Annotated in this window: 17 protein-coding genes; 8 read left to right on the forward strand and 9 right to left on the reverse strand. The window is 71.1% G+C overall.

Features of this window, described 5'->3' with window-relative positions:
- Positions 1–52: 52 nt before the first annotated feature.
- From ABT369_RS27660 to ABT369_RS27680, 5 genes are all read right to left on the reverse strand, one after another.
- Positions 53–3,022, reverse strand: a complete 2,970-nt coding sequence (locus tag ABT369_RS27660; protein WP_350616200.1) for a DUF4082 domain-containing protein — start codon at positions 3,020–3,022, stop codon at positions 53–55.
- 570 nt (positions 3,023–3,592) lie between these two features.
- Positions 3,593–4,726: a biotin/lipoyl-containing protein gene (locus tag ABT369_RS27665; protein WP_350616201.1), complete on the reverse strand. Its 1,134-nt coding sequence runs from the start codon at positions 4,724–4,726 to the stop codon at positions 3,593–3,595.
- 29 nt (positions 4,727–4,755) lie between these two features.
- The gene (locus ABT369_RS27670; protein ID WP_350616203.1) at positions 4,756–5,763 is read right to left on the reverse strand and encodes an alpha-ketoacid dehydrogenase subunit beta; all 1,008 of its coding nucleotides are present in this window, start codon (positions 5,761–5,763) and stop codon (positions 4,756–4,758) included.
- Positions 5,760–6,722 carry a thiamine pyrophosphate-dependent dehydrogenase E1 component subunit alpha gene (locus tag ABT369_RS27675; protein ID WP_350616205.1) on the reverse strand — a complete coding sequence of 321 codons (963 nt, stop codon included), beginning with the start codon at positions 6,720–6,722 and terminating at the stop codon, positions 5,760–5,762. Before ABT369_RS27675 ends, ABT369_RS27670 begins: the two co-directional genes overlap by 4 nt.
- A gap of 187 nt (positions 6,723–6,909) precedes the next feature.
- A complete protein-coding gene (locus ABT369_RS27680; RefSeq protein WP_350616207.1) occupies positions 6,910–8,154 on the reverse strand; it encodes a hypothetical protein in 1,245 nt (414 codons plus the stop codon).
- Between the two features lie 383 nt (positions 8,155–8,537).
- On the opposite strand from ABT369_RS27680, the gene ABT369_RS27685 reads away from it, so the two are divergent.
- From ABT369_RS27685 to ABT369_RS27710, 6 genes are read left to right on the forward strand one after another with little or no spacing between them, the layout of a single operon-like run.
- On the forward strand, positions 8,538–9,608 hold the full coding sequence (locus ABT369_RS27685) for a Gfo/Idh/MocA family protein (RefSeq protein ID WP_350616208.1): 1,071 nt from the start codon (positions 8,538–8,540) through the stop codon (positions 9,606–9,608).
- On the forward strand, positions 9,608–10,612 hold the full coding sequence (locus tag ABT369_RS27690) for an NAD-dependent epimerase/dehydratase family protein (protein WP_350616210.1): 1,005 nt from the start codon (positions 9,608–9,610) through the stop codon (positions 10,610–10,612). The genes ABT369_RS27685 and ABT369_RS27690 overlap by 1 nt, the downstream gene beginning before the upstream one ends.
- Complete coding sequence (locus ABT369_RS27695) at positions 10,609–11,757, forward strand: DegT/DnrJ/EryC1/StrS family aminotransferase (RefSeq protein WP_350616211.1); 1,149 nt, start codon at positions 10,609–10,611, stop codon at positions 11,755–11,757. Before ABT369_RS27690 ends, ABT369_RS27695 begins: the two co-directional genes overlap by 4 nt.
- On the forward strand, positions 11,754–12,878 hold the full coding sequence (locus tag ABT369_RS27700; protein WP_350616213.1) for a DegT/DnrJ/EryC1/StrS family aminotransferase: 1,125 nt from the start codon (positions 11,754–11,756) through the stop codon (positions 12,876–12,878). The genes ABT369_RS27695 and ABT369_RS27700 overlap by 4 nt, the downstream gene beginning before the upstream one ends.
- Positions 12,879–12,888: 10 nt before the next feature.
- Positions 12,889–14,148: an MFS transporter gene (locus ABT369_RS27705; RefSeq protein ID WP_350616214.1), complete on the forward strand. Its 1,260-nt coding sequence runs from the start codon at positions 12,889–12,891 to the stop codon at positions 14,146–14,148.
- Positions 14,145–15,161, forward strand: a complete 1,017-nt coding sequence (locus tag ABT369_RS27710; RefSeq protein WP_350616215.1) for a TolB family protein — start codon at positions 14,145–14,147, stop codon at positions 15,159–15,161. Before ABT369_RS27705 ends, ABT369_RS27710 begins: the two co-directional genes overlap by 4 nt.
- Here the strand turns inward: ABT369_RS27710 and ABT369_RS27715 are convergent, their stop codons facing one another.
- Positions 15,162–16,373, reverse strand: a complete 1,212-nt coding sequence (locus ABT369_RS27715) for an acyltransferase family protein (protein WP_350616217.1) — start codon at positions 16,371–16,373, stop codon at positions 15,162–15,164.
- A gap of 182 nt (positions 16,374–16,555) precedes the next feature.
- On the opposite strand from ABT369_RS27715, the gene ABT369_RS27720 reads away from it, so the two are divergent.
- On the forward strand, positions 16,556–18,319 hold the full coding sequence (locus ABT369_RS27720) for an asparagine synthetase B family protein (RefSeq protein ID WP_350616218.1): 1,764 nt from the start codon (positions 16,556–16,558) through the stop codon (positions 18,317–18,319).
- A 20-nt stretch (positions 18,320–18,339) separates the two neighbouring features.
- On the opposite strand, the gene prmC is transcribed toward ABT369_RS27720, so the two are convergent.
- Positions 18,340–19,221: a peptide chain release factor N(5)-glutamine methyltransferase gene (gene prmC / locus ABT369_RS27725; RefSeq protein WP_350616219.1), complete on the reverse strand. Its 882-nt coding sequence runs from the start codon at positions 19,219–19,221 to the stop codon at positions 18,340–18,342.
- 34 nt (positions 19,222–19,255) lie between these two features.
- On the opposite strand from prmC, the gene ABT369_RS27730 reads away from it, so the two are divergent.
- On the forward strand, positions 19,256–20,788 hold the full coding sequence (locus tag ABT369_RS27730) for a GGDEF domain-containing protein (protein ID WP_350616221.1): 1,533 nt from the start codon (positions 19,256–19,258) through the stop codon (positions 20,786–20,788).
- Between the two features lie 24 nt (positions 20,789–20,812).
- Here ABT369_RS27730 and ABT369_RS27735 read toward each other — a convergent pair whose 3' ends face one another.
- Both ABT369_RS27735 and prfA read right to left on the reverse strand, forming a co-directional pair.
- Positions 20,813–21,022: a hypothetical protein gene (locus ABT369_RS27735; RefSeq protein ID WP_350616223.1), complete on the reverse strand. Its 210-nt coding sequence runs from the start codon at positions 21,020–21,022 to the stop codon at positions 20,813–20,815.
- Positions 21,023–21,143: 121 nt separating this feature from the next.
- Positions 21,144–22,238 carry a peptide chain release factor 1 gene (gene prfA, locus ABT369_RS27740; RefSeq protein ID WP_350616224.1) on the reverse strand — a complete coding sequence of 365 codons (1,095 nt, stop codon included), beginning with the start codon at positions 22,236–22,238 and terminating at the stop codon, positions 21,144–21,146.
- Between the last annotated feature and the right edge of the window lie 67 nt (positions 22,239–22,305).

The following is a 22,305-nucleotide window of genomic DNA, read 5'->3' on the forward strand; positions in this document are numbered from 1 at the left end:
TTGCAAGAGAAATGGCCCGCACCCGAACCCGGGTGCGGGCCATTTCATCGTCTCACGGCGTCGTGAAGATCACATCGACCCAGTAGTTGTTGGCGTTCCAGGTCGATGTCGGGAAGGCGACGCTGTTGCTGAGCAGGAACAGGCCGTTGTGGCCCGTCGCCGTGTCGGCGACCGCGGTCAGCGGGTACGACACCAGCGGGTCGGTGAAGAACCCGGCGTTGTAGGCGTAGTGCCCGACCGTCGTGTGGTACGAGACGACGTACGGCGTGTTGGCGGTGATCGACACCGGGGTGGCGAACGTCAGGGTCTGCCAGCCGGACGCCGTCTCACCGCTGAAGGTGCCCGTCGCCAGCTGCTGCCCGGTGTTCGACCAGAGCGTCCCGGTGTGCGTGCCGGTGTTGTCGACGCTCTTGTAGAACCGGACGCCGGTGACCTTGCCGTCCACCGCCGAGGTGAAGCGCATGCCCAGCTCCAGCGAGTTGGCCTCGCTGGCGCTCGGGTTGGCCGGCATCGCCGAGTTGGACCAGATCGAGCACGGGCAGGCGATCGCGGAGCTGGAGCCCGTGGTGAACGACCACACGGTGGGGCTGGCCATCGCGGTGCCCCAGGCGTCCGAGGCCTTCACCGAGGCCTGGTACGCGGTGGACGGGCTCAGGACGCTGTTCGGCTGCAACGTCGCCACTCGCGTGGTGTTGTTGTAGCTGACCGCGGCCGGGACCGTCGCGCCGCCCGAGGCGCTGAGGGTGAACTGCAGCGAGGTCGGGTCGATGTCCTGGCTGAACGTCGCCGTCACCGCCGTGTTCAGGCCGATGCCCGTCGCGGAGCCGGCCGGCGTCTGCGCCGTCACCGTCGGCGGGTTCTGGCTCGCCCCGGCGGAGTCGACGATGACGTCGACCCAGTAGTTGGTGTCGTTCCAGCTGAGGTTCGGGAAGCCGCCGCCGGTGCCGTACTTGTAGACGCCGTTGGAGCCGTCCACGCCGGACTTCAGCAGCTGGACCGCGGTCGGGCCCGCGCCCTTGGTCGCGAAGTAGGCGCTGTCGTACGAGTAGTGCCCCGTCGGCGTGTAGTACGACACGACGTACGTGGTGTTGGCGGCGATCGGCACCGGGTTGGCGAACTGCAGCGTCTGCCAGCCCGAGGCGGTCTCACCGGTGAAGGTGCCCGACGCCAGCAGCTGCCCGCTGGAGTTCCAGAGCTTGCCCACGTGCGTGCCGGTGTTGTTGGCGGCCTTGTAGAACTTGACGCCCTTCACCGAGCTCGCGGTCGGCACCCGGAACTTGACGCCGAGCTCGTTCGGCGAGGCGTCCTGGGAGTCGGCGTTCGTCGGCACGGTCGAGGACGTGAACGCGGTGCACGGGCACTGCTGGGCGCCGACGTTCACCGACTGGGTCGCGACGGCCCCGATGTTCAGGCTGTCGTCGGAGGCCCGCACCTTGATGCTGGCCGCGCCCTGCGTGGCCGGGGTCCAGGTGTAGCTCCAGGTGCCCAGCCCGTTGGCCGGCTTCCAGGTGGTGCCGCCGTCGACGGAGATCTCGACGCGGCCGACCTTGCCGCCGCCGACGTCGACGGCCGTGCCGGTGACGGTGACCGGGCTCAGCAGCGGCACCGAGCTACCGGCGGTAGGCGACGTGATGGTCACCGTCGGGCCGGTCGTGTCGGTGGACTTGGCGGCCTGGGTGAGGCCCGACATCAGGGTCAGCGGCTGCGCGCTCATGTCGGCGAGGATGTTGATCGTCGCCTGCTGCATCCGCGAGTCCTCGGTGCTGGCCTGCCCCGAGTGGAAGGAGCTCAGGCCCCACGACCACTGCACGGTGCCGGCCCCGAACACCAGGGCCTTGGAGGTCTGGTCGCGGTAGGCCATCAGGCTGTGCGTCGCGACGCCGTTGCCGTAGTTGTTGCCGTGGTCCGGGTCGAGCAGCAGCGTGTTGTCGGTGATGTTCACGGTCGTCGAGGAGAACGCGACGGCGCCCGCCGGGCGGGTGGCGTTCTCGACGTCGACGTCCCACTCGTAGCCGAGCGAGCCGGCCGTGAGCGTGACCGACTGGCCGGCCTGCAGGTTGTTGATCGAGCTGATGCCGCGCCACAGCCGCAGGTCCTTGTAGGCGGCCGGGACCGTGATCGCGTCGTGCCGGTAGCCGTTGACCATGAACTGCGTGCCGGTGAGCTGGTTCGGGTTCGTGTTGCCGCCCTTGCCCGCCCCGTCGGTGTCGGCCCAGGTGCCGGTCCACTGGCCGCTCGGGTCGGCGGTGCCGTTCGGCGGGTTCTGGCTCAGCTTGGTCGACTTGTAGCAGACCAGCGTCCGGTCCGGGGCCGTGCCGGTGGAGATGGACGGCTCGAAGCGGGTGCGCCAGAACACCTCGTTACCGCTGAAGAACGCGAGGTTGACGCCGGCCGCGCGGGCCGCGGTCACGTTGTCCCACTGCTTCTGGTTCCAGTACTCGTCGTGCCCGGAGGACATGAAGACCTTGTGGTTGAGCAGCAGCGAGGCGTTGTTGGACACGTCCACCGAGGCGGCGTAGCTCACGTCGTACCCGTTGCGCTCCAGGAACTGGATCATCGGGAACTCGGAGGAGAAGACCCCGTTGTCGCCGGCGAGGCGCATCGGCCGGTTGTAGCTGACCTTGTAGGCGCGGCCGTCGTAGGCGGGGCCGCCGCCCTGGTAGAGGTTCTGGCCGCCCCAGTCGTTGTAGGCCTGCCAGGTCTGGTCCGAGGTCTGGACCAGGATGTCGGAGTGGCTGGACGCGCTGCCCACGACGAACGGGTAGGGCATGAACCCGTTGTTGTCGAGCTGGTCCATCATCACGAGGTAGACGCCGGAGACCGCGTCGGAGGGGATCTGCCACGTGACGTTCGTGGTCCAGTTACCGCAGTCGACCAGGCCGGTGGCGTCGTGGTTACACGGGTCCTGGGCCTTGATCGGGTACGTCGCGGTCGGCGAGGTCGGCATCTTGCGGGCGCCGAGGCCGCCGTAGTAGCCGAGGCGGTAGAACGAGATCCGGAATGCGGAGGTCGGCGAGTCCACCTTCACCGAGATCGTCTCGCCCGGCTGGTAGCTCGATTTGGTCGTGAAGCCCTGAATGTCACCCCAGGAGTTCTCGGAATACCAGTCGTTGACCGGCGTGCCCGCCTTGGAGTTCTCGCAGACGATCGGATTGGACCCCGCTCCACACGGGTCCGAAACGGCCGCGCTGGATGCGGACGGTACGCATGCCACTACAGCTACGACGGCAACCGCGGCTAAGCCGGTTATGAACCGAGACTTCATGTCTTCGCCCTATTCCTGAAACCCCGAAACGACGTCAGCATCCGCAGCGCCCAAGACTCGTTCGGCAGCGTACGTTCCCCTAGCTGACAGGCAAGAATTTATCGCATTAGAGCATGTAACTTGCTGTCAAGTTTGCTGACAACAAGGTCACAAGGAAGCAGCCGGACGGCCTGGTGTCCTCCGACGTTCGGGCCGAATCGGGCCTTTCCGCGCGGATGTTGCTCCGAACGGCCGCTCGGGGACGTTCGGCGTGGTCGGCCCGGGCACCGCGGGCGGCGGCCGGGTCGGGCCCGGCCGTACACGGTGCCGAGCCGACGCCGTTTCCGATCAGGAACGGCGCGGGACGACGGTGGTGGTGACGACCTTGGTCTTGACCGCGTGATTCGCCGGTACCGAGGTCACGATCACCGCACCGGACGCTACCTGCACCCCGTCACCGAGCACCACCCCGGGCTCCAGAAAGATGCCCGTGCCGAGCCGGACCCGGTCGCGCACGGTCACCTTGCCCGACGATACGCAACTCGGACCGGTCGCGTTGTCGGAGCCGATGACGCTGTGGTGGTCGAAGGAGTTGTACGCGGACAGGAAGTTGTTGTCCCCCATCCGCACGCCGGTGCCGAGATGGCAGAACGCGCAGATGATGTTGCCCTGGCCGATGACGACGTCGGTGGCGATCTTCGCGGTCGGATCGATCGCGTTGGCCAGCGGAATGCCCGCCTCCGCGCAGATCTTGCGGAACCGGGCGCGGGTGTCCACCGACGAGCCGATCGCGATCACGGCCGCCTCGAAGACGCCCTCGGCGAACAGCGCTGCCAGCCGGTCGCTGCCCCCGACGATCGGCACCCCGTGGACGTCGGTGCCCCAGCGGCCGGGGTCGTCGTCCACGATCGCCACCGCCTGCTGGGTCGGCACCTGGCTGAAGATGTCGATGACCTGCGTCGCGCCGAGCGCACCGCCGATGAGCAGGATGCGGGCGACGCCCGGCTCCGTCGCCAGCGCCGCCGGCATCGCCGAGTAGTCGACGGTGACCGGCTCGGCCTGGGATGCGCTCGAGGCCGCCTCGACGTCCTTCACCGTGATCAGGCGCGAGCCGTCGAATGTGGACAGATCGACGCCGAGCTCCTGCGCCCGCTGGATCGCCTTGACGGTGGCCCGGGCCGCCCCGGGCGCGGCGGCGCGGGCCTCGGCCTCGGCGGCGAGCCGGTCGGCGTAGGCCGTGAGGTCGGCCAGGCTCTCGAAGAGCATCGCCACCGGCTCCGTCAGCGGCACCTCGGTGCCCTGGCGGACGAGGTGCAGCACGACGCCCGGCTCGGGGGCGTACACCTCCAGCACCGCCTTGCTGGTCTCGACCTCCACGAGCAGCGCGCCGGCCTCCACCTTGTCGCGGTCGTCGACGAACCAGTTCACGACGATGCCATGCTCGCTGTTGACGTCGTTGGTCGGAACCAGGACCGGCTTCACGCTCTGTCTCCTCAAAGCACAAAAAAACGTCAGGCAGCGGCGCGGATGGCCGCTTCGATCTGGTGTTCACCGACGAGCATCAGGCTTTCCTGCGACTTCGACGACGGAATGATCGTCGGGTCGCTGGCGACGACCCGGACCGGGCGGCGCAGTTCGCCGAAGAGCCGCTCGGAGACGACGGCGGCGGCCTCGGTCCCCCAGGACCAGCCGCTCACCCCCTCCTCGACGGTGATGAGCTGCCCGGTGGCGCGCACCGACCGCTCCACCGGCGCCCAGTCCATCGGGGCGATCTGGGCCGGCACCAGCAGCTCGGCGAAGATCTCCTCCTCGACGGCCAGCCGCTCGATCACGCGGGCGGCGAGCAGCGCCTGGTAGCCGTAGGCGAGCACGGTCATCGTGCAGTCCTCGCGCGGCACCGCGGAGAGCCGGACGGTCGGCAGCGCGCCGGGGCCCGCGTCGTGGGTGGCGATCAGGTCGCCCACCGCGCCGCCGCTGGGCAGCGTGAGGTGCTGCGGGTAGAGCAGCTTGTGCTCGATGTAGAGCACCGGGCTGTCCTGGCCCAGGAAGTCGGCGAAGACGGTCTTCGGGTCGTGGTACAGCGAGGCCGCGACGACGCGCAGATGGGGCACGCCGAGGAAGTGCTTCTCGAGGCTCTGGCTGTGCGTGGGCCCATAGCCGCGGTGCCCGCCCGAGGGCGCCCGGATGACGACCGGGCACGTCGCCTGCTCGGCGTACATGGCCTGGTACTTCACGATGTGGTTGACGACCTGGTCGAAGACCAGCGTCAGGAAGTCGCCGAACATGATCTCGGCGATCGGCCGGTAGCCCGCCAGCGCGAGCCCGGCCGAGATCCCGGCGACGGCCCCCTCGCTGATCGGGGTGGTCCGGACCCGGGCCGGGAAGTCCGTCGACAGGCCGCGGGTCACCTTGAACGCCCCGCCGTACGGGTCGGCGATGTCCTCGCCGAGCACGACCACGCGCGGGTCGTCGGTCAGGCACCCGCGCAGCGCGTCGCCCAGTTCCTTCGCGAAGATCATGGCAGGTTCCTCGCCGTCGCGACCACCTCGGCCAGGGCCAGCTCCACCTCGTCGTCGATCGCGCGCCGGTCGGCGTCGGCGAGCCGGCGCCCGTGCACGACCAGCGGCTCCACGAGCCAGTGCGCGGCGATCTCCTCGGCGGGGCGCTCGTCGTCGCTCTTCGAGTGGTGGCACAGCCGGTAGGTGTGGATGAGCAGCACGCGGGGGCCGCCGCCGGCGCGGACCGCGTCGAGCTCGGCGCGGGCGGCCTCGCGCAGCTCGAGCACGTCCGTGCTGTCGATCTCGCGGACCGGCACGTCGAACGCCTCGAACCGGGCGGTCATGCCGCCGGCGAGGTTCGCCTCGACCGGGGTGCTCTGGGCCCACCGGTTGTCCTCGCACACCACCAGCAGGGGCAGGCGCCACAGCGAGGCCATGTTCATGGTCTCGTACACGGCGCCCTCACCGAGGGTGCCGTCGCCGATGAACACCACGCTCACCATGTCGGAGCCGTCGAGCTGGCCGGCCATCGCGATGCCCGCGGCCGCGGGGACGATGCCGCCCTGCACGCCGTTGGACTTGAACCCGGGCGCGCAGATGTGCTGGCTGCCGCCCTTGCCGCGGCACACGCCCGCCTCCTTGCCCATGATCTCGGCGAGCAGGCCGAGCGCGTCGCCGGTGCGGGCGAGGTAGTGGCCGTGGCAGCGGTGGTTGCTGAAGACGTGGTCCACGTCGGACAGGTGCTCCATCACGGCGACCGCGTCGGCCTCCTGGCCGATGCAGGCGTGCGTGGTGCCGTTGAGCACCCCCTCCTCGAAGAGGGCCAGCAGGGTCTCCTCGAACCGGCGGATGAAGCGCATCCGGCGGTAGAGCCGGTGGTCATCGGGTTCGCCGGGCCGGCCGGTCAGCCGTTCGTCTCCGGCGGCCGGGGCGGTCGGGCTGAAGGCGATCCGGGCCGGCGGGGATGCCGTCGACACCATAGGACTTTCCTCCCCAGCGTTATATGCAAATGCGTGGAAATCGCGCGGCTACACCGGCCGATGACCGGCGACCGGTGCGCAACAATACCGGGCCACCGGCCTGGAAAGAGTCGGTCTCAAGAGCAGAAAATCACGCGAGGCAGTCTCAAATCCGACTCGCGACCAGGTGTTGTGGTGATCACATGGATCAGGACGGCTTCTGCACCTGCTCGCCCGTCGGCGTTCCGTCGATGGAGCCGGCCACATTGTCGGCCCACTCGGAGTAGGTCACCTTGCAGCCACCGGAGCAGGGGCCGGTGCGGCCCCAGTGCGTCGGGCCGAAGACGTTGCCGCGGACCCGCAGGTTCTGGCCGTCCTGGGCGTAGAACCCGTAGGCGCCGAGCGAGATGAAGCTGTCGGTGACGCTGTAGTTGGTCAGCGTCGAGCCGCCGGAGCTCTGGGTGAACAGCACCGCCGTGATGGCCTGCCAGTAGTTCGGGATCTCCTGGCCGGTGTAGGCGTTGACGCCCGGCTCCAGCCGGCTGTTCTTGATCGTCAGCGGGCCGGTGCCGCCGTACGGGAACACGCCCCCGGTGTGTGCCGCCGACGGGTCGGTCAGGTTGGCGATGTAGTTGTCGTGCAACCAGCTGTTCTCGATCGTGACATTCTGGCCGCACAGGCACATACCGCCGGTATTGGCCACGTCGACCCGGTTCAGGTGGATGGTGCACGTCCCGCAGTCATTGATCGCGTGGTCGTTGAGCGACCCGCTCTTCTGTCCCAAACCGACCGGCTCCGGGCGGATGGTGGTGTTGGATATGTTCAGCGTCAGTTTGCCCGAGCCGTTGGCGTTGACGAGAATCGCGCGCTGATTCGAACCCGGCGGCGGCGCGATAATCGAGTTCGTGATGTTGACCGTGCCGTGACAGTCCGTGCCGATGTAAATGAAGCCGTGGATGTACTTGTGATCAAGGGTGACGTTCCCGCAGGTGTACAGGTTGTACGCCTTGCTCTGGCTGTCGCTCGCCGCCACTTCCTGATAACCGGGCGGCACCGGAAGCTTCGCGTCGGACTGCTTGTATTTGCCGACGCCCGGCGCACCCACCGAGTAGCGGGCCGGATACTTTCCGCTGGCGGTGCCGCCACCGGCCCCGCTCCCGCCGGCCGCGGACGCACCGGCGGCGCTGCCGGACGGCTTTGCGCTGCCGAACCCCGCCTTGCCCGGATCGGCCCCGTCGCCCAGCTGCTCCGACGAGTCCCCGCCGGCCGACCCCGAGCCGCCGGTGAGCGCCCGGCAATCGGCCGCGCTCTGGCCCGGCGCGCACTTCGGCACGGAGCTGGCCCGGCTGGTCACCACCCACAGCCCGGCCCCCGCGAGGAGCAGCGCCCCGGATGCAGCGATCAGAATCAATCCTCTGCGGCCCAGTCGCCTGCCCTGATTCGAGTGCACCATTGGCCATGTCCCCCTAAGGATGGCAATCAAGCCGCGGCTAGCTCAGTTCCAAGTTCGTCGCAGTGTATGCGACTTTCAATCCGTGTCCATTCACGGGCCGCCATCCCGCGGGGGCGGCCGCAGGGCGCTTAGGGCGTCCGCACAACTCGGCCGACCGGCTGGAATCCACGACCGTCACGGCCACGATCATCTTTATTCACGACGGAAGATGGCTGCTCAACACGTTGCAGGAAAAGGATCACTGTGCCAGATTTCCGTCAGTGCCGCGCCATTGCTTGACTGTAGCGGTAGCTTGCCCGTGCCGCGTGCGTGTCGTGCTCAACACGTTGTGCCGGAAATCGTCCACCTCTCGGCCTATGTCGGGTTGACCGAATCGAGTATGTGTGAATTCAACAAACGTCCAGGCCGACTCTGAGCCGATCGGCGTAGCCGTCGTGGGGGCCGGCTACTGGGGGCCGAATCTCGTGCGCAACTTCATGGCATCGCCGTCCTTCCGGTTGCGAGCGCTGTGCGACCTGGACGTCACGCGTGCCCGGCGGGTGCTGGGCGGCTACTCCACGGTCGAGGCCACGAACGACCTGTCCACCGTGCTCGCCGACCCGGGCGTACAGGCCGTCGCCATCGCCACCCCCGCGGGCACGCACGTGGACGTGGCGCTCGCCGCGCTGCGGGCGGGCAAGCACGTGCTCGTCGAGAAGCCGCTGGCGGCCACGGTCGCGGAGGGGCGCCGGCTGGTGGCCGAGGCCGAAGACCGCGGCCTCGCCCTCATGTGCGACCACACCTACTGCTACACCCCGGCGGTGACCCGGATCCGCGAGGCCGTCCAGAGCGGTGAGCTGGGCGAGCTGCACTATCTGGATTCCGTACGGATCAACCTCGGCCTGGTGCAGCGCGACATCGACGTGCTGTGGGACCTCGCCCCGCACGATCTGTCCATCCTGGACTTCGTGCTGCCCGACGGCGTGCGCCCGGTCTCGGTCAGCGCGCACGGCGCGGACCCGATCGGCGCCGGCCGCGCCTGTGTCGCCTACCTCACGCTGCAGCTCAACACCGGTGCCATCGCGCACGTGCACGTCAACTGGCTCTCGCCGATCAAGGTGCGCACGACCATCGTCGGCGGCTCGAAGCGGACGCTGGTGTGGGACGACCTCAGCCCGACCCAGCGCATCGCCATCTACGACCGGGGCGTCGAGGTCGCCGCGCCGGACGAGCTCGCCCCGGACCAGCGCCGCGAGATGCAGATCTCGTACCGCTCCGGCGACATGCTCGCGCCCGCGCTGACCGAGAAGGAGGCGCTCGGGCAGATGGTCACCGCGTTCGCGTCCGCCATCCGCACCGGTGTGCCGTCGCTCACCGACGGGCGGGCGGGGCTGCGGGTCCTGGAGATCCTGGAGGCCGCGTCGCGTAGCCTCGCCGACGGCGGAGTGGCTGTCCCCCTGGAGGGTGAAGACTGATGGGCAATGCGTCTGTGCCGATTCGCGGAGCGCGCGTCCTGGTGACCGGGGGCGCCGGCACCATCGGCTCCCACGTGGTCGACCTGCTCGCGCAGGGCGGGGCCGCCGACATCGTGGTCCTGGACAACCTGGTGCGGGGCCGGATGGCCAACCTGGCCTGGGCGAGCGCCAACGGGCCGGTCCGCGTGGTCGAGGGCGACATCCGCGACGCCGCGCTGGTGCACGAGCTCAGCCAGGGCATCGACCTCGTCTTCCACCTCGCGGCCATCCGGATCACCCAGTGCGCCAGCGAGCCGCGCCTGGCCAACGAGGTGCTGGTGGACGGCACCTTCAACGTGCTCGAGGCGGCCCAGGCGGCCGGCGTGCGCAAGGTCGTCGCGTCCTCGTCGGCGTCGGTGTACGGCCTGGCCGAGCAGTTCCCGACCACCGAGCGCCACCACCCGTACAACAACGACACGTTCTACGGCGCGGCCAAGGCCTTCAACGAGGGCATGCTGCGCAGCTTCCACGCGATGTACGGGCTGGACTACGTCGCGCTGCGCTACTTCAACGTGTACGGCCCGCGCATGGACGTGCACGGCTTGTACACCGAGGTGCTCATCCGGTGGATGGAGCGCATCGAGTCGGGCACGCCGCCGCTGATCCTCGGCGACGGGCTGCAGACGATGGACTTCGTCCACGTCGCCGACATCGCGCGCGCGAACATTCTCGCCGCCGAGGCCGACGTGACCGACGACGTGTTCAACATCGCCAGCGGCGAGGAGACCAGCCTCAAGGAGCTGGCCGCCGCGCTGGGGGCCGTGATGAAGTCGGACCTGAGCCCAGAGCACGGGCCGGCCCGCACCGTCAACAGCGTCACGCGGCGCCTGGCCGACACCTCGCACGCCGAGCAGAAGCTCGGGTTCCGCACCGAGCTCAGCATGAACGAGGGCCTGCAGGCCCTCGTCGAGTGGTGGCGGGCCGAGCGCTTCGCCGACCAGCCCGCGGGCGGGGCGAGCGCATGAGCGCCACCATTCCGGTGATGATCCCGATGCTGGGCGAGGAGGAGGCCCAGGCCGCCGCCGACGCCGTGCGCAGCGGATGGGTCGCCCAGGGCCCGCGCGTGGCCGAGTTCGAGCGGTCGTTCAGCGCGCTGGTCGGGGCCGGCCAGGGGGTCGCGGTCAGCTCCTGCACCACGGCGCTGCACCTGTCGCTCATCGCGCTCGGCGTCGGGCCGGGCGACGAGGTGATCGTGCCATCGTTCTCCTTCATCGCCACCGCGAACGCGGTCCGCTACGTGGGGGCCACGCCGGTCTTCGCCGACGTGGACCTGCAGACCGGCAACGTGACCGTGGAGACGCTGGATCGGGTGCGCACCGGGCGTACGGCCGCCATCATCGCGGTGCACCAGGGCGGCGTCCCGTTCGACGTGCGAGCGGTGCGCCAGGCCGCGGCCGAGTGGGGCGTCCCGCTGGTCGAGGACGCGGCCTGCGCCGCCGGCTCCACCGCCTACGGGGCGCCGGTCGGGGCCGGCTCGCTGATCTCGGCGTGGTCGTTCCATCCGCGCAAGGTCATCACGACCGGCGAGGGCGGCATGCTCACCCTCGACGACGCCGACCGCGCGGTCCGGCTGCGGCGGCTGCGCGAGCACGGCATGAACGTCTCCGCCGCCGACCGGCACGCGAGCGCCCAGCCGATCCTCGAGGCCTACCTCGAGACCGGCTGGAACTTCCGGATGACCGACATCCAGGCCGCGGTGGGTCTGGTGCAGCTGGGCCGGCTCGCCGGGCTGGTGGCCCAGCGCCGCCGGCTCGCGGCGCGCTACCAGGAACTGCTCGCGGACGTCGAGGGGCTGTGGGCGGTGCGCGATCCGGCCTACGGCGAGTCCAACTTCCAGTCGTTCTGGGTCCTGCTCTCGCCGGAGTTCGGCGTCGGCCGCGACCGGGTGCTGTCCGAGCTCGCGGCGGCGGGGGTCTCCGCGCGGCGCGGCATCATGGCCTCCCACCTGGAGCCGGCCTACCAGGACGCCCCGCCGACGGACGGCCTGCCGAACACCGAGCGGCTCACCCGCGACTCGCTCATCCTGCCGCTGCACCACAAGCTCACCGAGGCCGACCAGGATCACATCGTCGGCATCCTCTCCAAGCTCGTTGGGAGTTCCGCTTCATGATCCCCCTTGTCGACCTGAAGGCGGCCCACGCCGAGGTCGCCGAAGACGTCGCCCTCGGCTTCAAGCGCATCCTGGAGAACACCGCGTTCATCGGGGGCGCCGAGGTCACGGCCTTCGAGCGCGAATACGCCGAGTTCAGCGGCGTCGCGCACTGCGTCGGGGTCGCCAACGGCACGGACGCCCTCGAGCTCGCGCTGCGGGCGGCCGGGGTCGAGCCCGGCGACGAGGTCATCCTGCCGGCGAACACGTTCATCGCCACGGCCGAGGCGGTGGCCCGGATCAACGCGCGCGTGGTGCTCGTCGACTGCGACCCGCTGACGTACCTCATCGACGTCGACGCGGCGCTGGCCGCGGTCGGGCCCAAGACCCGGGCGATCGTCCCGGTGCACCTCTACGGCCAGCTCGCCCCGGTCGAGCGGCTGCGGGCCGGCCTGTCCAGTGCTGCCCGGACCGACGTCGTCATCGTCGAGGACGCGGCCCAGTGCCAGGGCGCGACCCGTTTCGGGGCCGGGGCCGGCGCCGAGGGCATCGCCGCGACGAGCTTCTACCCGGGCAAGAACCTCGGCGCCTACGGCGACGCCGGCGCGGTCGTCGCCGCCGACGAGGCCCTGGCCGTCTCGGTGCGCACGATCAGCAGCCACGGCGGCCTGACCAAGTACGTCCACGACGTGGTCGGCTTCAACAGCCGCCTGGACGCGCTGCAGGCGGTGGTCCTGCGGGCCAAGCTGACCCGCCTCGCCGGCTGGAACGCCGCTCGCCGGGCCGCCGCCGCGCGGTACGACGAGCTGCTCGACGGCCTCGACGTGACCCGTCCGGTCACGCTGGACGGCAACGAGCACGTGTGGCACCTTTACGTGATCCGGGAGGCGAGCCCGGACGGCTCCTCCACCCGCCGCGACGAGGTCCTGGCCCGGCTCAACGCCGCCGGGGTCGGCGCGGGCATCCACTACCCCTACCCGATCCACCTCACGCCGGCCTTCGCCGGCCTGGGCTATGCCAAGGGCAGTTTCCCGCACGCGGAACAGGCGGCCGTGGAGATCCTGACCCTGCCGTTGTTCCCCCAGATCACGCCCGACCAGCAGGAGATCGTGGTAGAGGCGCTGCGGGCCGCACGAAGGTGAGAAGCACCAGATGTACCTGACCCTGCGGGACCGTCCGGGTGGCAAGTCCGGCTCCAAGTCGCCGTCCCGGGCGGCCCCGCGGATCGCCACGACAGTGGTGCTGCTCGGCATCGTGAGCCTGCTGACCGACGTCTCCTCCGAGATGGTGTCGGCGGTGCTGCCCCTGTACCTCACCGCCGAGCTCGGCCTGGGCGTGCTCGCGTACGGCTTCGTCGACGGCCTCTACCAGGGCGTCAGCGCCCTGCTGCGCATCGGCGGCGGCTACGTCAGCGACCGGTCCAACCGGCCCAAGTGGGTCGCGACCACCGGCTACGCCCTGTCCGCCCTGAGCCGGGTCGGCATGCTGGTCGCGCACAGCCTCGGCCCAATCAGCGCCGTGGTGACCGCCGACCGGCTCGGCAAGGGCCTGCGCACCGCGCCGCGGGACGCCATCATTGCCGACTCGTCGGACCCGAAGGCGCTCGGCCGCGCCTTCGGGGTGCACCGCACGCTCGACACCATCGGCGCGGCCATCGGCCCGCTGGTCGCCTTCTCGATGCTGCTGCTCGTGCCCGGCGACTACAACTCGGTCTGGATCGTCTCGGCCGGGTTCGCCGCGGTGGGCGTGGCCGTCATCGTGCTCTTCGTGCCCAACCACCGGGCGAAGACCGCGCGCACGGCCCAGAACGTGCGGCAGCTGCTGCGCGAGGTCACCGGGCCGCGGCTGCGCCGCCCGCTGGTCGCGGCCGGGCTGCTGGCGCTGTTCACGGTCGGCGACGGCTTCCTCTACCTCTCGCTGCAGGAGCGCGACCACTTCGCCGCGAAGTACTTCCCGCTGCTCTACGTCGGCACCAACATCGCGTACCTGCTGCTGGCCATCCCGTTCGGGCGCCTCGCCGACCGCATCGGGCGGACCCGCGTCTTCCTCGGCGGCCACGTCGCGCTGCTGCTGGTCTACCTGTTCGCGGCCGGCCCCTTCACCGGCCTCTCGGCGACGATCGTCGTGCTGGCCCTCATCGGCACGTACTACGCCGCCACCGACGGCGTCCTGCCGGCGCTGGTCACCCCGCTGGTCGACCCGCAGGCGCGTGGCAGCGGCATCGCGGCCGCCCAGACCGTGGTCGTGCTCGCCCGGTTCGCGTCCTCGCTGGCGTTCGGCAGCCTGTGGCTGCTGCTCGGCAGCACCCACGCGCTCTACCTCGTGGCGGGGCTGCTCGCCGTCACTCTGGCCGTGGCCGTCTGGCTGCTGCGGGCCGTTGCGGCAGCACCCACCACGGAGGCCGCCGCGTGAGCAATCGCGCCAAACTGATCGCCCTCGGCGTCGTCATCGCCGTCGCCCTGCTCAGCTCGGTGGGCTACGTCGTGTTCGCACGGCGGGCCCAGACCAAGGCGGCGCAGGACGCTCCGCCGGTGGCGACCATCGAGGACCTCACCGCGGTGCAGAGCGGGCCGCGCATCGTCTTCCGCAGCACGGCGCTGGGCGAGCGGTACGGCAAGGTCGCCGAGGTGCCGCTCACCGCGCCCGCCGGCCCCCGCGCGTTCACGCCGGTGAGCTGCGACCGCGTCTACGCCCGCGAGGGGCAGGCGGTGTGCCTGGCCGCGAAGCCGGGCGTCGTCACCACCTACACCGCCCGGGTGCTCGGCGCGGACTGGTCCCCCGTCCTGGACCTGCCGCTGTCGGGCGTGCCGAGCCGGACCCGGCTGTCCCGCGACGGCTCGATGGTCGCGACCACGACGTTCGTCTCGGGCCACGACTACTCCTCGCCGGGCCAGTTCTCCACGGAGACGCTGGTCACGAACATCGCCGGCCGCAAGACCACGAACATCGAGCAGTTCACGCTCACCGTCGACGGCAAGGCGATCGACGCCAAGGACCGCAACATGTGGGGCGTCACGTTCGCCGACGACGACCACTTCTACGCCACCGCGGCCTCCGGCAAGAAGACGTGGCTGGTGCGCGGCACCATGTCGACGGGCCGGCTGGAGGCGCTGCGGGAGGATGCCGAGTGCCCCTCGCTGTCGCCGGACGGCAAGCGGATCGCGTTCAAGGAGCGCGCCGGGCGCCCCGCCGGCGAGTGGGGCGTGACCGTCTACGACATCGCCACCGGCAAGGCGACCCGGCTGGCCGAGCCGCGCAGCGTGGACGACCAGATCGAGTGGCTGGACGACTCGCAGGTGGTGTACGGCCTGCCGCGCGCCGGCGAGGGCCCGGCCGCCAGCGACGTCTGGGTCGTGCCGGCCGACGGGTCGGGCGCCTCTCGGGTGCTCATCCCCGACGCCTGGTCCCCCGCCGTCGTGCGCTGATCAGGCGCCGTCCTTCGCCAGCTCCCGGGGCGGCCCGGCCGGGTCCGCGGCGGGCCGCTGCTCCGGCCGGCGGCGCGAGCGGCGCGGGGTCCAGTCCTTGAAGCCCATCGCGGGCCGCTCGACGAGGTGCCAGGACGGCACGGCCAGGACGAACGTGCCGGCCGTGGAGAGCGCGATGTAGGCGAGCATGCCCCAGTCCGGCACCCCGAGCAGCGCCAGCAGTTGCTGGACCGGGAAGGCGTAGATGTAGAAGCCGTACGAGTAGTCCTGCTTGCGGCCGATGCCGCGCAGCCACCGGGGCAGCCGGATCGCCAGCCACAGGATGAGGTAGGCGAAGGCCGGGTAGCCGAGCACCGCGACGCCGCCGAACTGGACGGTGCCCAGCAGCACGACGACGGCCACGAGGGCGCCCGCGTCGTTCATGACGATGCGGTTCTTGTACAGCTCGAACAACGCCCCGAGCAGGAACAGATACGTCAGGTAAATCAGCGAGTACCGGTCCAGGCCGTTGAATCCGAGGACCGGGCCGTGGATTCCCTGCGGGCCCGGCACCTTCGGGGCCTGGATGAGGTCGTAGATCATGACGGCGAAGCCGGCCGCGGCCATGATGAGCACCACGAATTTGGCGCGCCGCAGCACCCCGACGAGCGCCAGGCCGCCGACCATGAAATAGCAGCCCACCTCGTACATCAGGCTCCACAGCGAACCGTCGAAGACGCTGTCGCCGGTGCGGTGCGCATACGGGGTGTCCAGCAGGAGATCGGAGATCCCGTATTGCTGCATCGCCAGGAACAGGTTCTTGGCGACGTATTGCGCGGGGCCCTCGTGATGCGACCAGAATCCGCTGAGGTTGCCCCGCTCCAGCAGCGCGACCAGCGGCGCGAGCACGAACGCGGTCACCACCAGGCAGACCCAGAACCCGGGCAGGATGCGCAGGGCCCGGTGCCAGAGAAAGCGGCCGAGCCCGAAGCGCAACCCGCTTCGGGTGATCAGGAACCCAGATATGACGAAAAAGCCGATGATGCCGATTTCGCCCAATTCGGCCTGGCCGTTGGTGATGCCGGCCCCGGGATCGTCGCGCGCGTAACCCAGCGGAAAGGTGTGCGACAGCAGGACCAGGAAGGCGAACAGGAGCCGCAGGAAGCCGAAGCTGTTCTCCCGTGACGAGAAAGCCTCGGCCAGCGTTCGCCTCGCCCAGATTCGACGCAACACCCGCAGAGTTAACCACAGACCCGCGGCGCGAAAACCTGTCAATTCGCAGCGAAGGTCGCGGCCCGCGCGATGTCAGGTTTGCGTCATGGGTGAGACATCCGGCCGATCGGGGTGAGGTCTACGATGGCCACCATGTTTTCGCGTCCTGCGCTGCCATTCTTCCCTGCCGCGCGGTGGTCGCGGTGAGGTCCTTCCTCGCGGTCTCGTTCGCCCCGGGGTCGGCGCCGGGCGCCCCGGCACCGGCGGCGGTCGCGGCCCTCGGCGAGGCCACCGTGTTCTCCGGCGCCGACGGCTGGGTCGCGCTGGGCGCGCAGGACCCGGGCGACCGCGTCGAGGAGCAGGCCGGCGGATTCACGGTCCGGCTCGGCCGCGCGGCGCGCACCCGGTCCGGCGAGGTCTCCACCGACGCCCTGGCGGGACTGCTCAAGGACGGCTCCGGCGTGGACGGCGCGGCCCTGGCCGCGCTCGTGCCGCCGTTCGCGGCCGCGCACCGCTCCTCCCCCGCCGCGCCGACCGTGGTCGCGACCGACTGGCTGGGCTTCCTGCAGGTCTTCTACTGGCAGGGCGATGGCGTCGCCGCGGTGTCGACGAGCGCCCTCGCGCTCAAGGCGCTGGCCGGCTCGACGCTGAACACCGCCGCGCTGGGGCTGCAGAGCCTCGTGGGCTGGCAGGTCGGGCTGGGCACCGTGTTCGGCGACGTGTTCAAGCTCGAGGCCGGGTCGCTCGCCGTGCTGTCCGGCGGCCAGGTGCGGGCCCGCCGGTACATCGAGCCGTCCCTGCAGCTCGAAGGGGCGACGCCGACCGTGGAGACGGCCGTCGAGGAGATGGCCGGGCTGCTCGAGGACTTCCAGACCGCCTACCTCGGCGACCACCCGGCCACGGTGCTGCAGCTGACCGGCGGCCAGGACACCCGGGTGCTGCTGTGCGCGGTGCCGGCCAAGCTGCGGCCCGGGCTGCGCGCGCTCACCGTCGACGTGCACGGTGGCTCCGACGCCCGGCACGCGGCCAAGCTGAGCGAGCTGTGCGGGCTGGACCACCAGATCTACTGGCTCGACGACCAGCCGCCGGTGACGCCCGCGGACGCGTGGCGGCTGGCGCTCGAGGCCTCGGCCGCGCTCGACTGCATGGCCAGCCCGCTCGCCCTGGCCCCGCTCCTGCTGGCCGAGAGCAACCTGGAGCAGGGCCACCGGCTCTCCGGGCTCGGCGGCGAGACCTGCCGCGGCTTCTACTACTTCGGCCAGCCGCGCGGCGCGACGACGTCGCAGGCGCTGGTCGCCAAGCTGGCCAACTGGCGGTTGTATGCCAACGAGGCCGTCCTGCCCCAGGCGCTGGAGCCGGACTTCGCCGCTCGGGCGCAGACCGACGCGCTGGAGCTGATCTGGGCCGGCTTCGAGGGCACCTCCTCCGAGTGGCTGCGCGCGATCGACCAGTTCTACCTCTTCCAGCGGATGCAGCGGTGGGCCGGCGCGCACGGCTCGGTGGCGGCCACCAACCGCTTCTTCATCAACCCGATGTTCGACCGCCGGTTCGTCGAGCTCGCGCACGCGGTGTCGCCCGACGACAAGCGCGGCGGCCGGCTCACCGGGCAGCTCATCGAGCGGCTCGACCCGAAGCTCGCCGCGGTGCCGCTCGACTCCGGGCTCATCCCGGCCAAGCTCGGGCAGGGCGGCATCGGCACCCGGGCCGCGGCCGCGCGCGTCACCGCCGGACGGCTGGCCCGCAAGATCCGCCAGCGGGTGCGGGGCGGCAGCAAGGCCCAGCTCGGGGCCGGCGAGTGGGCGGCGCTCGTGGTGGACCACTGGCGGACGGACCCCGGCGCGGTGGCCCCGCTGCGGGGCAACGGCATCGTCCGGGAGTCCTGGCTCGACGAGACGCTCTCCGGCACCGCCGCGGTCCCGGCCGCCACGGTGGCCTTCCTGACGAACCTGATCGTGGCGGCGCGTTAGGCCCTGTCCTGCCGCGGCGCTCAGTCGAGGTGCCGGTCGCCCCGGTTCGCGGTGACGAACCGGGGACGGCCGGCCAGGTCGCGGTGGTCCTCGACGCCGGTGAACAGGCCGGTGCCGCGCAGCAGCTCCGGCAGCGACTCGCCCTGGGTGTCGTCGTGCTCGATGGCCAGCCGGCCGCCGGGCCGCAGAAGCCGGGCCGCCGTGCGGGCGATCGCCGGCATGAGGGCCAGGCCGTCGTCGCCGGCGAAGACCGCGTCGTGCGGGTCGTGCTCGGCCACCTCGACGTCGACCGGGGTCGCCTCGGGGACGTAGGGCGGGTTGCACAGCAGCAGATCGACGGTACCGGATAAATCGGAAAGAACCGATCCGTCGGACACATCGGCCTCGACGACCCGGACCGCCGGGGCCAGGCGGGCGACGTTCTCCCGCAGCCAGGGCAGCGCCCGCTCGGAGCGCTCGACGCAGTGCACCTCCGCCTCGGGGCGCCGGGTGGCGAAGGCCACGGCGATCGCCCCCGAGCCGGAGCACAGGTCGACGACGCGCCGGGCCGGCTGCTTGAGCGCCCACTCCACCAGCAGCTCGGTCTCGAACCGCGGGATGAACACGCCCGGGCCGACGGCGAGCTCCAGCCCGTAGAAGGGCGCGGTGCCGGTCAGGTGCTGCAACGGCTCGCGCGCGGCGCGGCGGGCCACCAGCCGCTCCAGCTCCGCGGCCTGCGGGCCGGTGACGGCGGCGGTGAGCAGGCGGGAGCGGGGCACGCCGAGCACGTGGGCGGCCAGCAGCTCGGCGTCGACGCGGGGCGAGGCCACGCCGGCTTGTGCCAGGGTCGCGGTCGCCGCCGTGATCAGCTGTGAAAGCGTGGGCAACTCTCGTTCCGGCGTGTCATCTTCGAGTCGGTGCACCCCATAATCATGAGGCGCGCTGGAGGGGGTTCGGATGGCGGTGGGCGACCGCACGGCTGAGCTGACGCGCGCGCGGCGGCTCATCTTCGACGATCGCCTCGGCGAGGCGCTCACGGTCGTGGAGCGGGTGCTCGAGGGCGACCAGGCCCCGGCCGAGCGGGTCGAGGCGCTCAAGCTGCGGCTCATCACGCTGATCAACCTGGGGCGGTCGGAGGAGTACGCCGCGGCGCTGGACGCCGGGCTGGCGGCCGCCCGGCATCTGCAGGACCCGGGGCAGTACGGCGAGCTGCAGGCCCTGGCCGCGATCGTGGCCCTGAGCGCCGGCTCGCTCGACCACTGCGTGCGCGCCCTCGTGCACGGCTCCCGGGCGCTCGGCGCGGTCGAGCTGATGGACGAGTCCACGGCGTGGGGCTGGCACAACCTCGCGATGGCGTACTCGTACACCGGCTTCCACGGCCACGCGCTCTCGGCCATGGACCGGGCCCGCGCGGTCGCGGTCGAGGCCGGCGTGCCGACGGCGAGCACCGACTTCGCCGCGCCGCAGATCCGCCTGCGCCTCGCCGTGGACCTCGACCATCGCGGCGACAGCGAGGGCTGCCTGCGCATCCTGCGCGACATCGCCACGGACCTCGAGCGCCGCGTCCGCGACGACGAGGTGGACCGGCTGCGTCCGGTGGCCCGGGGTGCGATGGGCTATGCGGCCGTACGGCTGTGCACCCTCGGCGCCTCCGCCCCCGCGATCGACCCGTGGCCGCTGCTGGAGTCGGCCGGCCTGTCCACGCGCGCGCAGGACTTCCGCACGCTCGGCGCCGTGTGCCAGGCGATCTCCGAGCGCCGCCCGATCGAGGCGGTGGCCCGGCTGGAGACGGCCCGGGTCAGCGACGACTCCCTCGGCCCGGCCGAGCTGCTGCGGCTGCGCGCCCTGGCGCACCTCGGGGCGGGCGACTACCGCTCGGCCTACCACGCGGACCGCATCGCCTACCGGGCCGCCAACACCCAGCTCGACCTGCTGCGCGATTTGTTCGTCGACGGGGTCGCGGCGCTGCTGGACCACGAGGACCTGGTCCGCAAGGTCGACTTCCACCGGGGCGAGGCACAGACCGACCCGCTGACCGGCCTGCCGAACCGCCGCTACCTGGAGGAGCACATCACCAAGCTCGTGGGGGCGGGCGGCCATGCGGCCCTCGGCGTCTGCGACCTGGACGGGTTCAAGCAGGTGAACACGGTGCACGGCCACCTGTCGGGCGACCTGGTGCTGCAGCGGGTGGCTGGGGTGCTCAACCGCGTCATGCGCAAGGGCGACTTCGTGGCCCGCTACGGCGGCGACGAGTTCGTGGTGGTGCTGCCGACCACCTCGCCGGGCGAGGCGCGGGAGATCTCACGGCGCATCGAGAGCGCGATCGCCGGCGAGGACTGGCAGTCGCTGGTCCCGGGCACGCCGGTGGGCGTCACGATCGGCTGGGCCGGGCTCTCCGGCGAGGACTTCCAGAGCGTGTCGGAGGCCTTCGAGGCGGCCGACCACGCGATGCTGCGCGCTAAGACGCCGCGCCCCCGCGCGGCGTCCTGAGCGTTCCGTCCTGGGTGATTCGGCTCAGCGGGCGAGCACGATTCGGGCGTTCTCTTCCCGGATGCGGGCGCGCTCCTGGTCGGCGCACACGGCCGCCCACGCGTTCGCCTTCGCCGTCGGGACCTTGTCGGCGCCCAGCACCGAACGCCCGACCCGGTAAATGAGGTCGGCGGCGGTGCTCACCACGGCCCGCGGAGCCGCGGAGATGTCGACTGGCGTCGATGGCGACGGCATAGCAGCCCTCCGGATGTGTCGGCGATCACGCTGGGTGCGGCCCGGTTTCGCGTGGAACGCTACCCGAGACCAGGGTGCCCCTGCACCGTTTCCGCAATGTGACGTCGGCGTTAGACCCCCGTCACCCTCGGCTGAGCTGGTCCTCTCCCGCGAGCCGCGCCTTGCGGTCGGCCTCGGCCAGGGCATCCAGCACGCTGTCGAGGTCCCCGCTGAGCGCCAGGTCGAGGTTGTACGCGGTGTAACCGATCCGGTGGTCGGAAATCCGATTCTGCGGGAAGTTGTACGTCCGGATGCGCTCCGACCGGTCGACCGTGCGGACCTGGGAGCGCCGCGCGTCCCCGGCCGCGGCCGCCGCCTGCTCCTCGGCCAGGGCGACGAGCTTGGCGTGCAGCATCCGCATCGCGCGGTCCTTGTTCTGCAGCTGGGAGCGCTCGTTCTGGCAGGAGACCACGATCCCGGTCGGCAGGTGGGTGATCCGCACCGCCGAGTCGGTCGTGTTGACGCTCTGGCCACCCGGCCCGGACGAGCGGAACACGTCGATGCGCAGGTCGTTCTGGTCGATCTCGACGTCGCCGGCCTCCTCCGCTTCGGGGGTGACCAGCACGCCGGCCGCGGAGGTGTGGATGCGGCCCTGCGACTCGGTGGCCGGCACGCGCTGGACGCGGTGCACGCCGCCCTCCCACTTGAGCCGCGACCAGACGCCGTTGCCGCCGTCGGGGATGCCGCGGGTCTTGATCGCGATGGCGACGTCCTTGAAGCCGCCGAGGTCGGACTCCTGGGAGTCGAGCACCTCGGTGACCCAGCCGTGCCGCTCGGCGTAGCGCTGGTACATCCGCAGCAGGTCACCCGCGAACAGCGCCGACTCCTCGCCGCCCTCGCCGGCCTTGACCTCGAGGATCACGTCCTTGGCGTCGTTGGGGTCGCGCGGGGCGAGCAGCTCGGCGAGGCGCTCCTCGATGAGCGGGATGCGCTCCTGCAGCTCGTCGGCCTCGGCCGCGAACGCCGCGTCCTCGCTCGCGAGCTCGCGCGCGGCCGTGAGGTCCTCCCGGGCCTGTTCGAGCTCGCCGGCGGTCTTCGCGATCGGCGAGAGCTCCGCGAACCGGCGGCCGGTCTTGCGGGCCAGCGCCTGGTCGGCGTGGATGCTCGGGTCGGCGAGCTTCTGCTCGATCTCCTGGTACTCCGCCAACAGCGTGGCGAGCCGGGTGTCGGCGGTCATGTCCTCTCCAGTCCTCTCCAGCGTGGTCGGGGTCCCTCAACACGAAGACGGCGCCCGTCCACAACCC

The sequence above is a fragment of the Dactylosporangium sp. NPDC000244 genome, from assembly GCF_040300725.1.
Lineage (GTDB): Bacteria > Actinomycetota > Actinomycetes > Mycobacteriales > Micromonosporaceae > Dactylosporangium.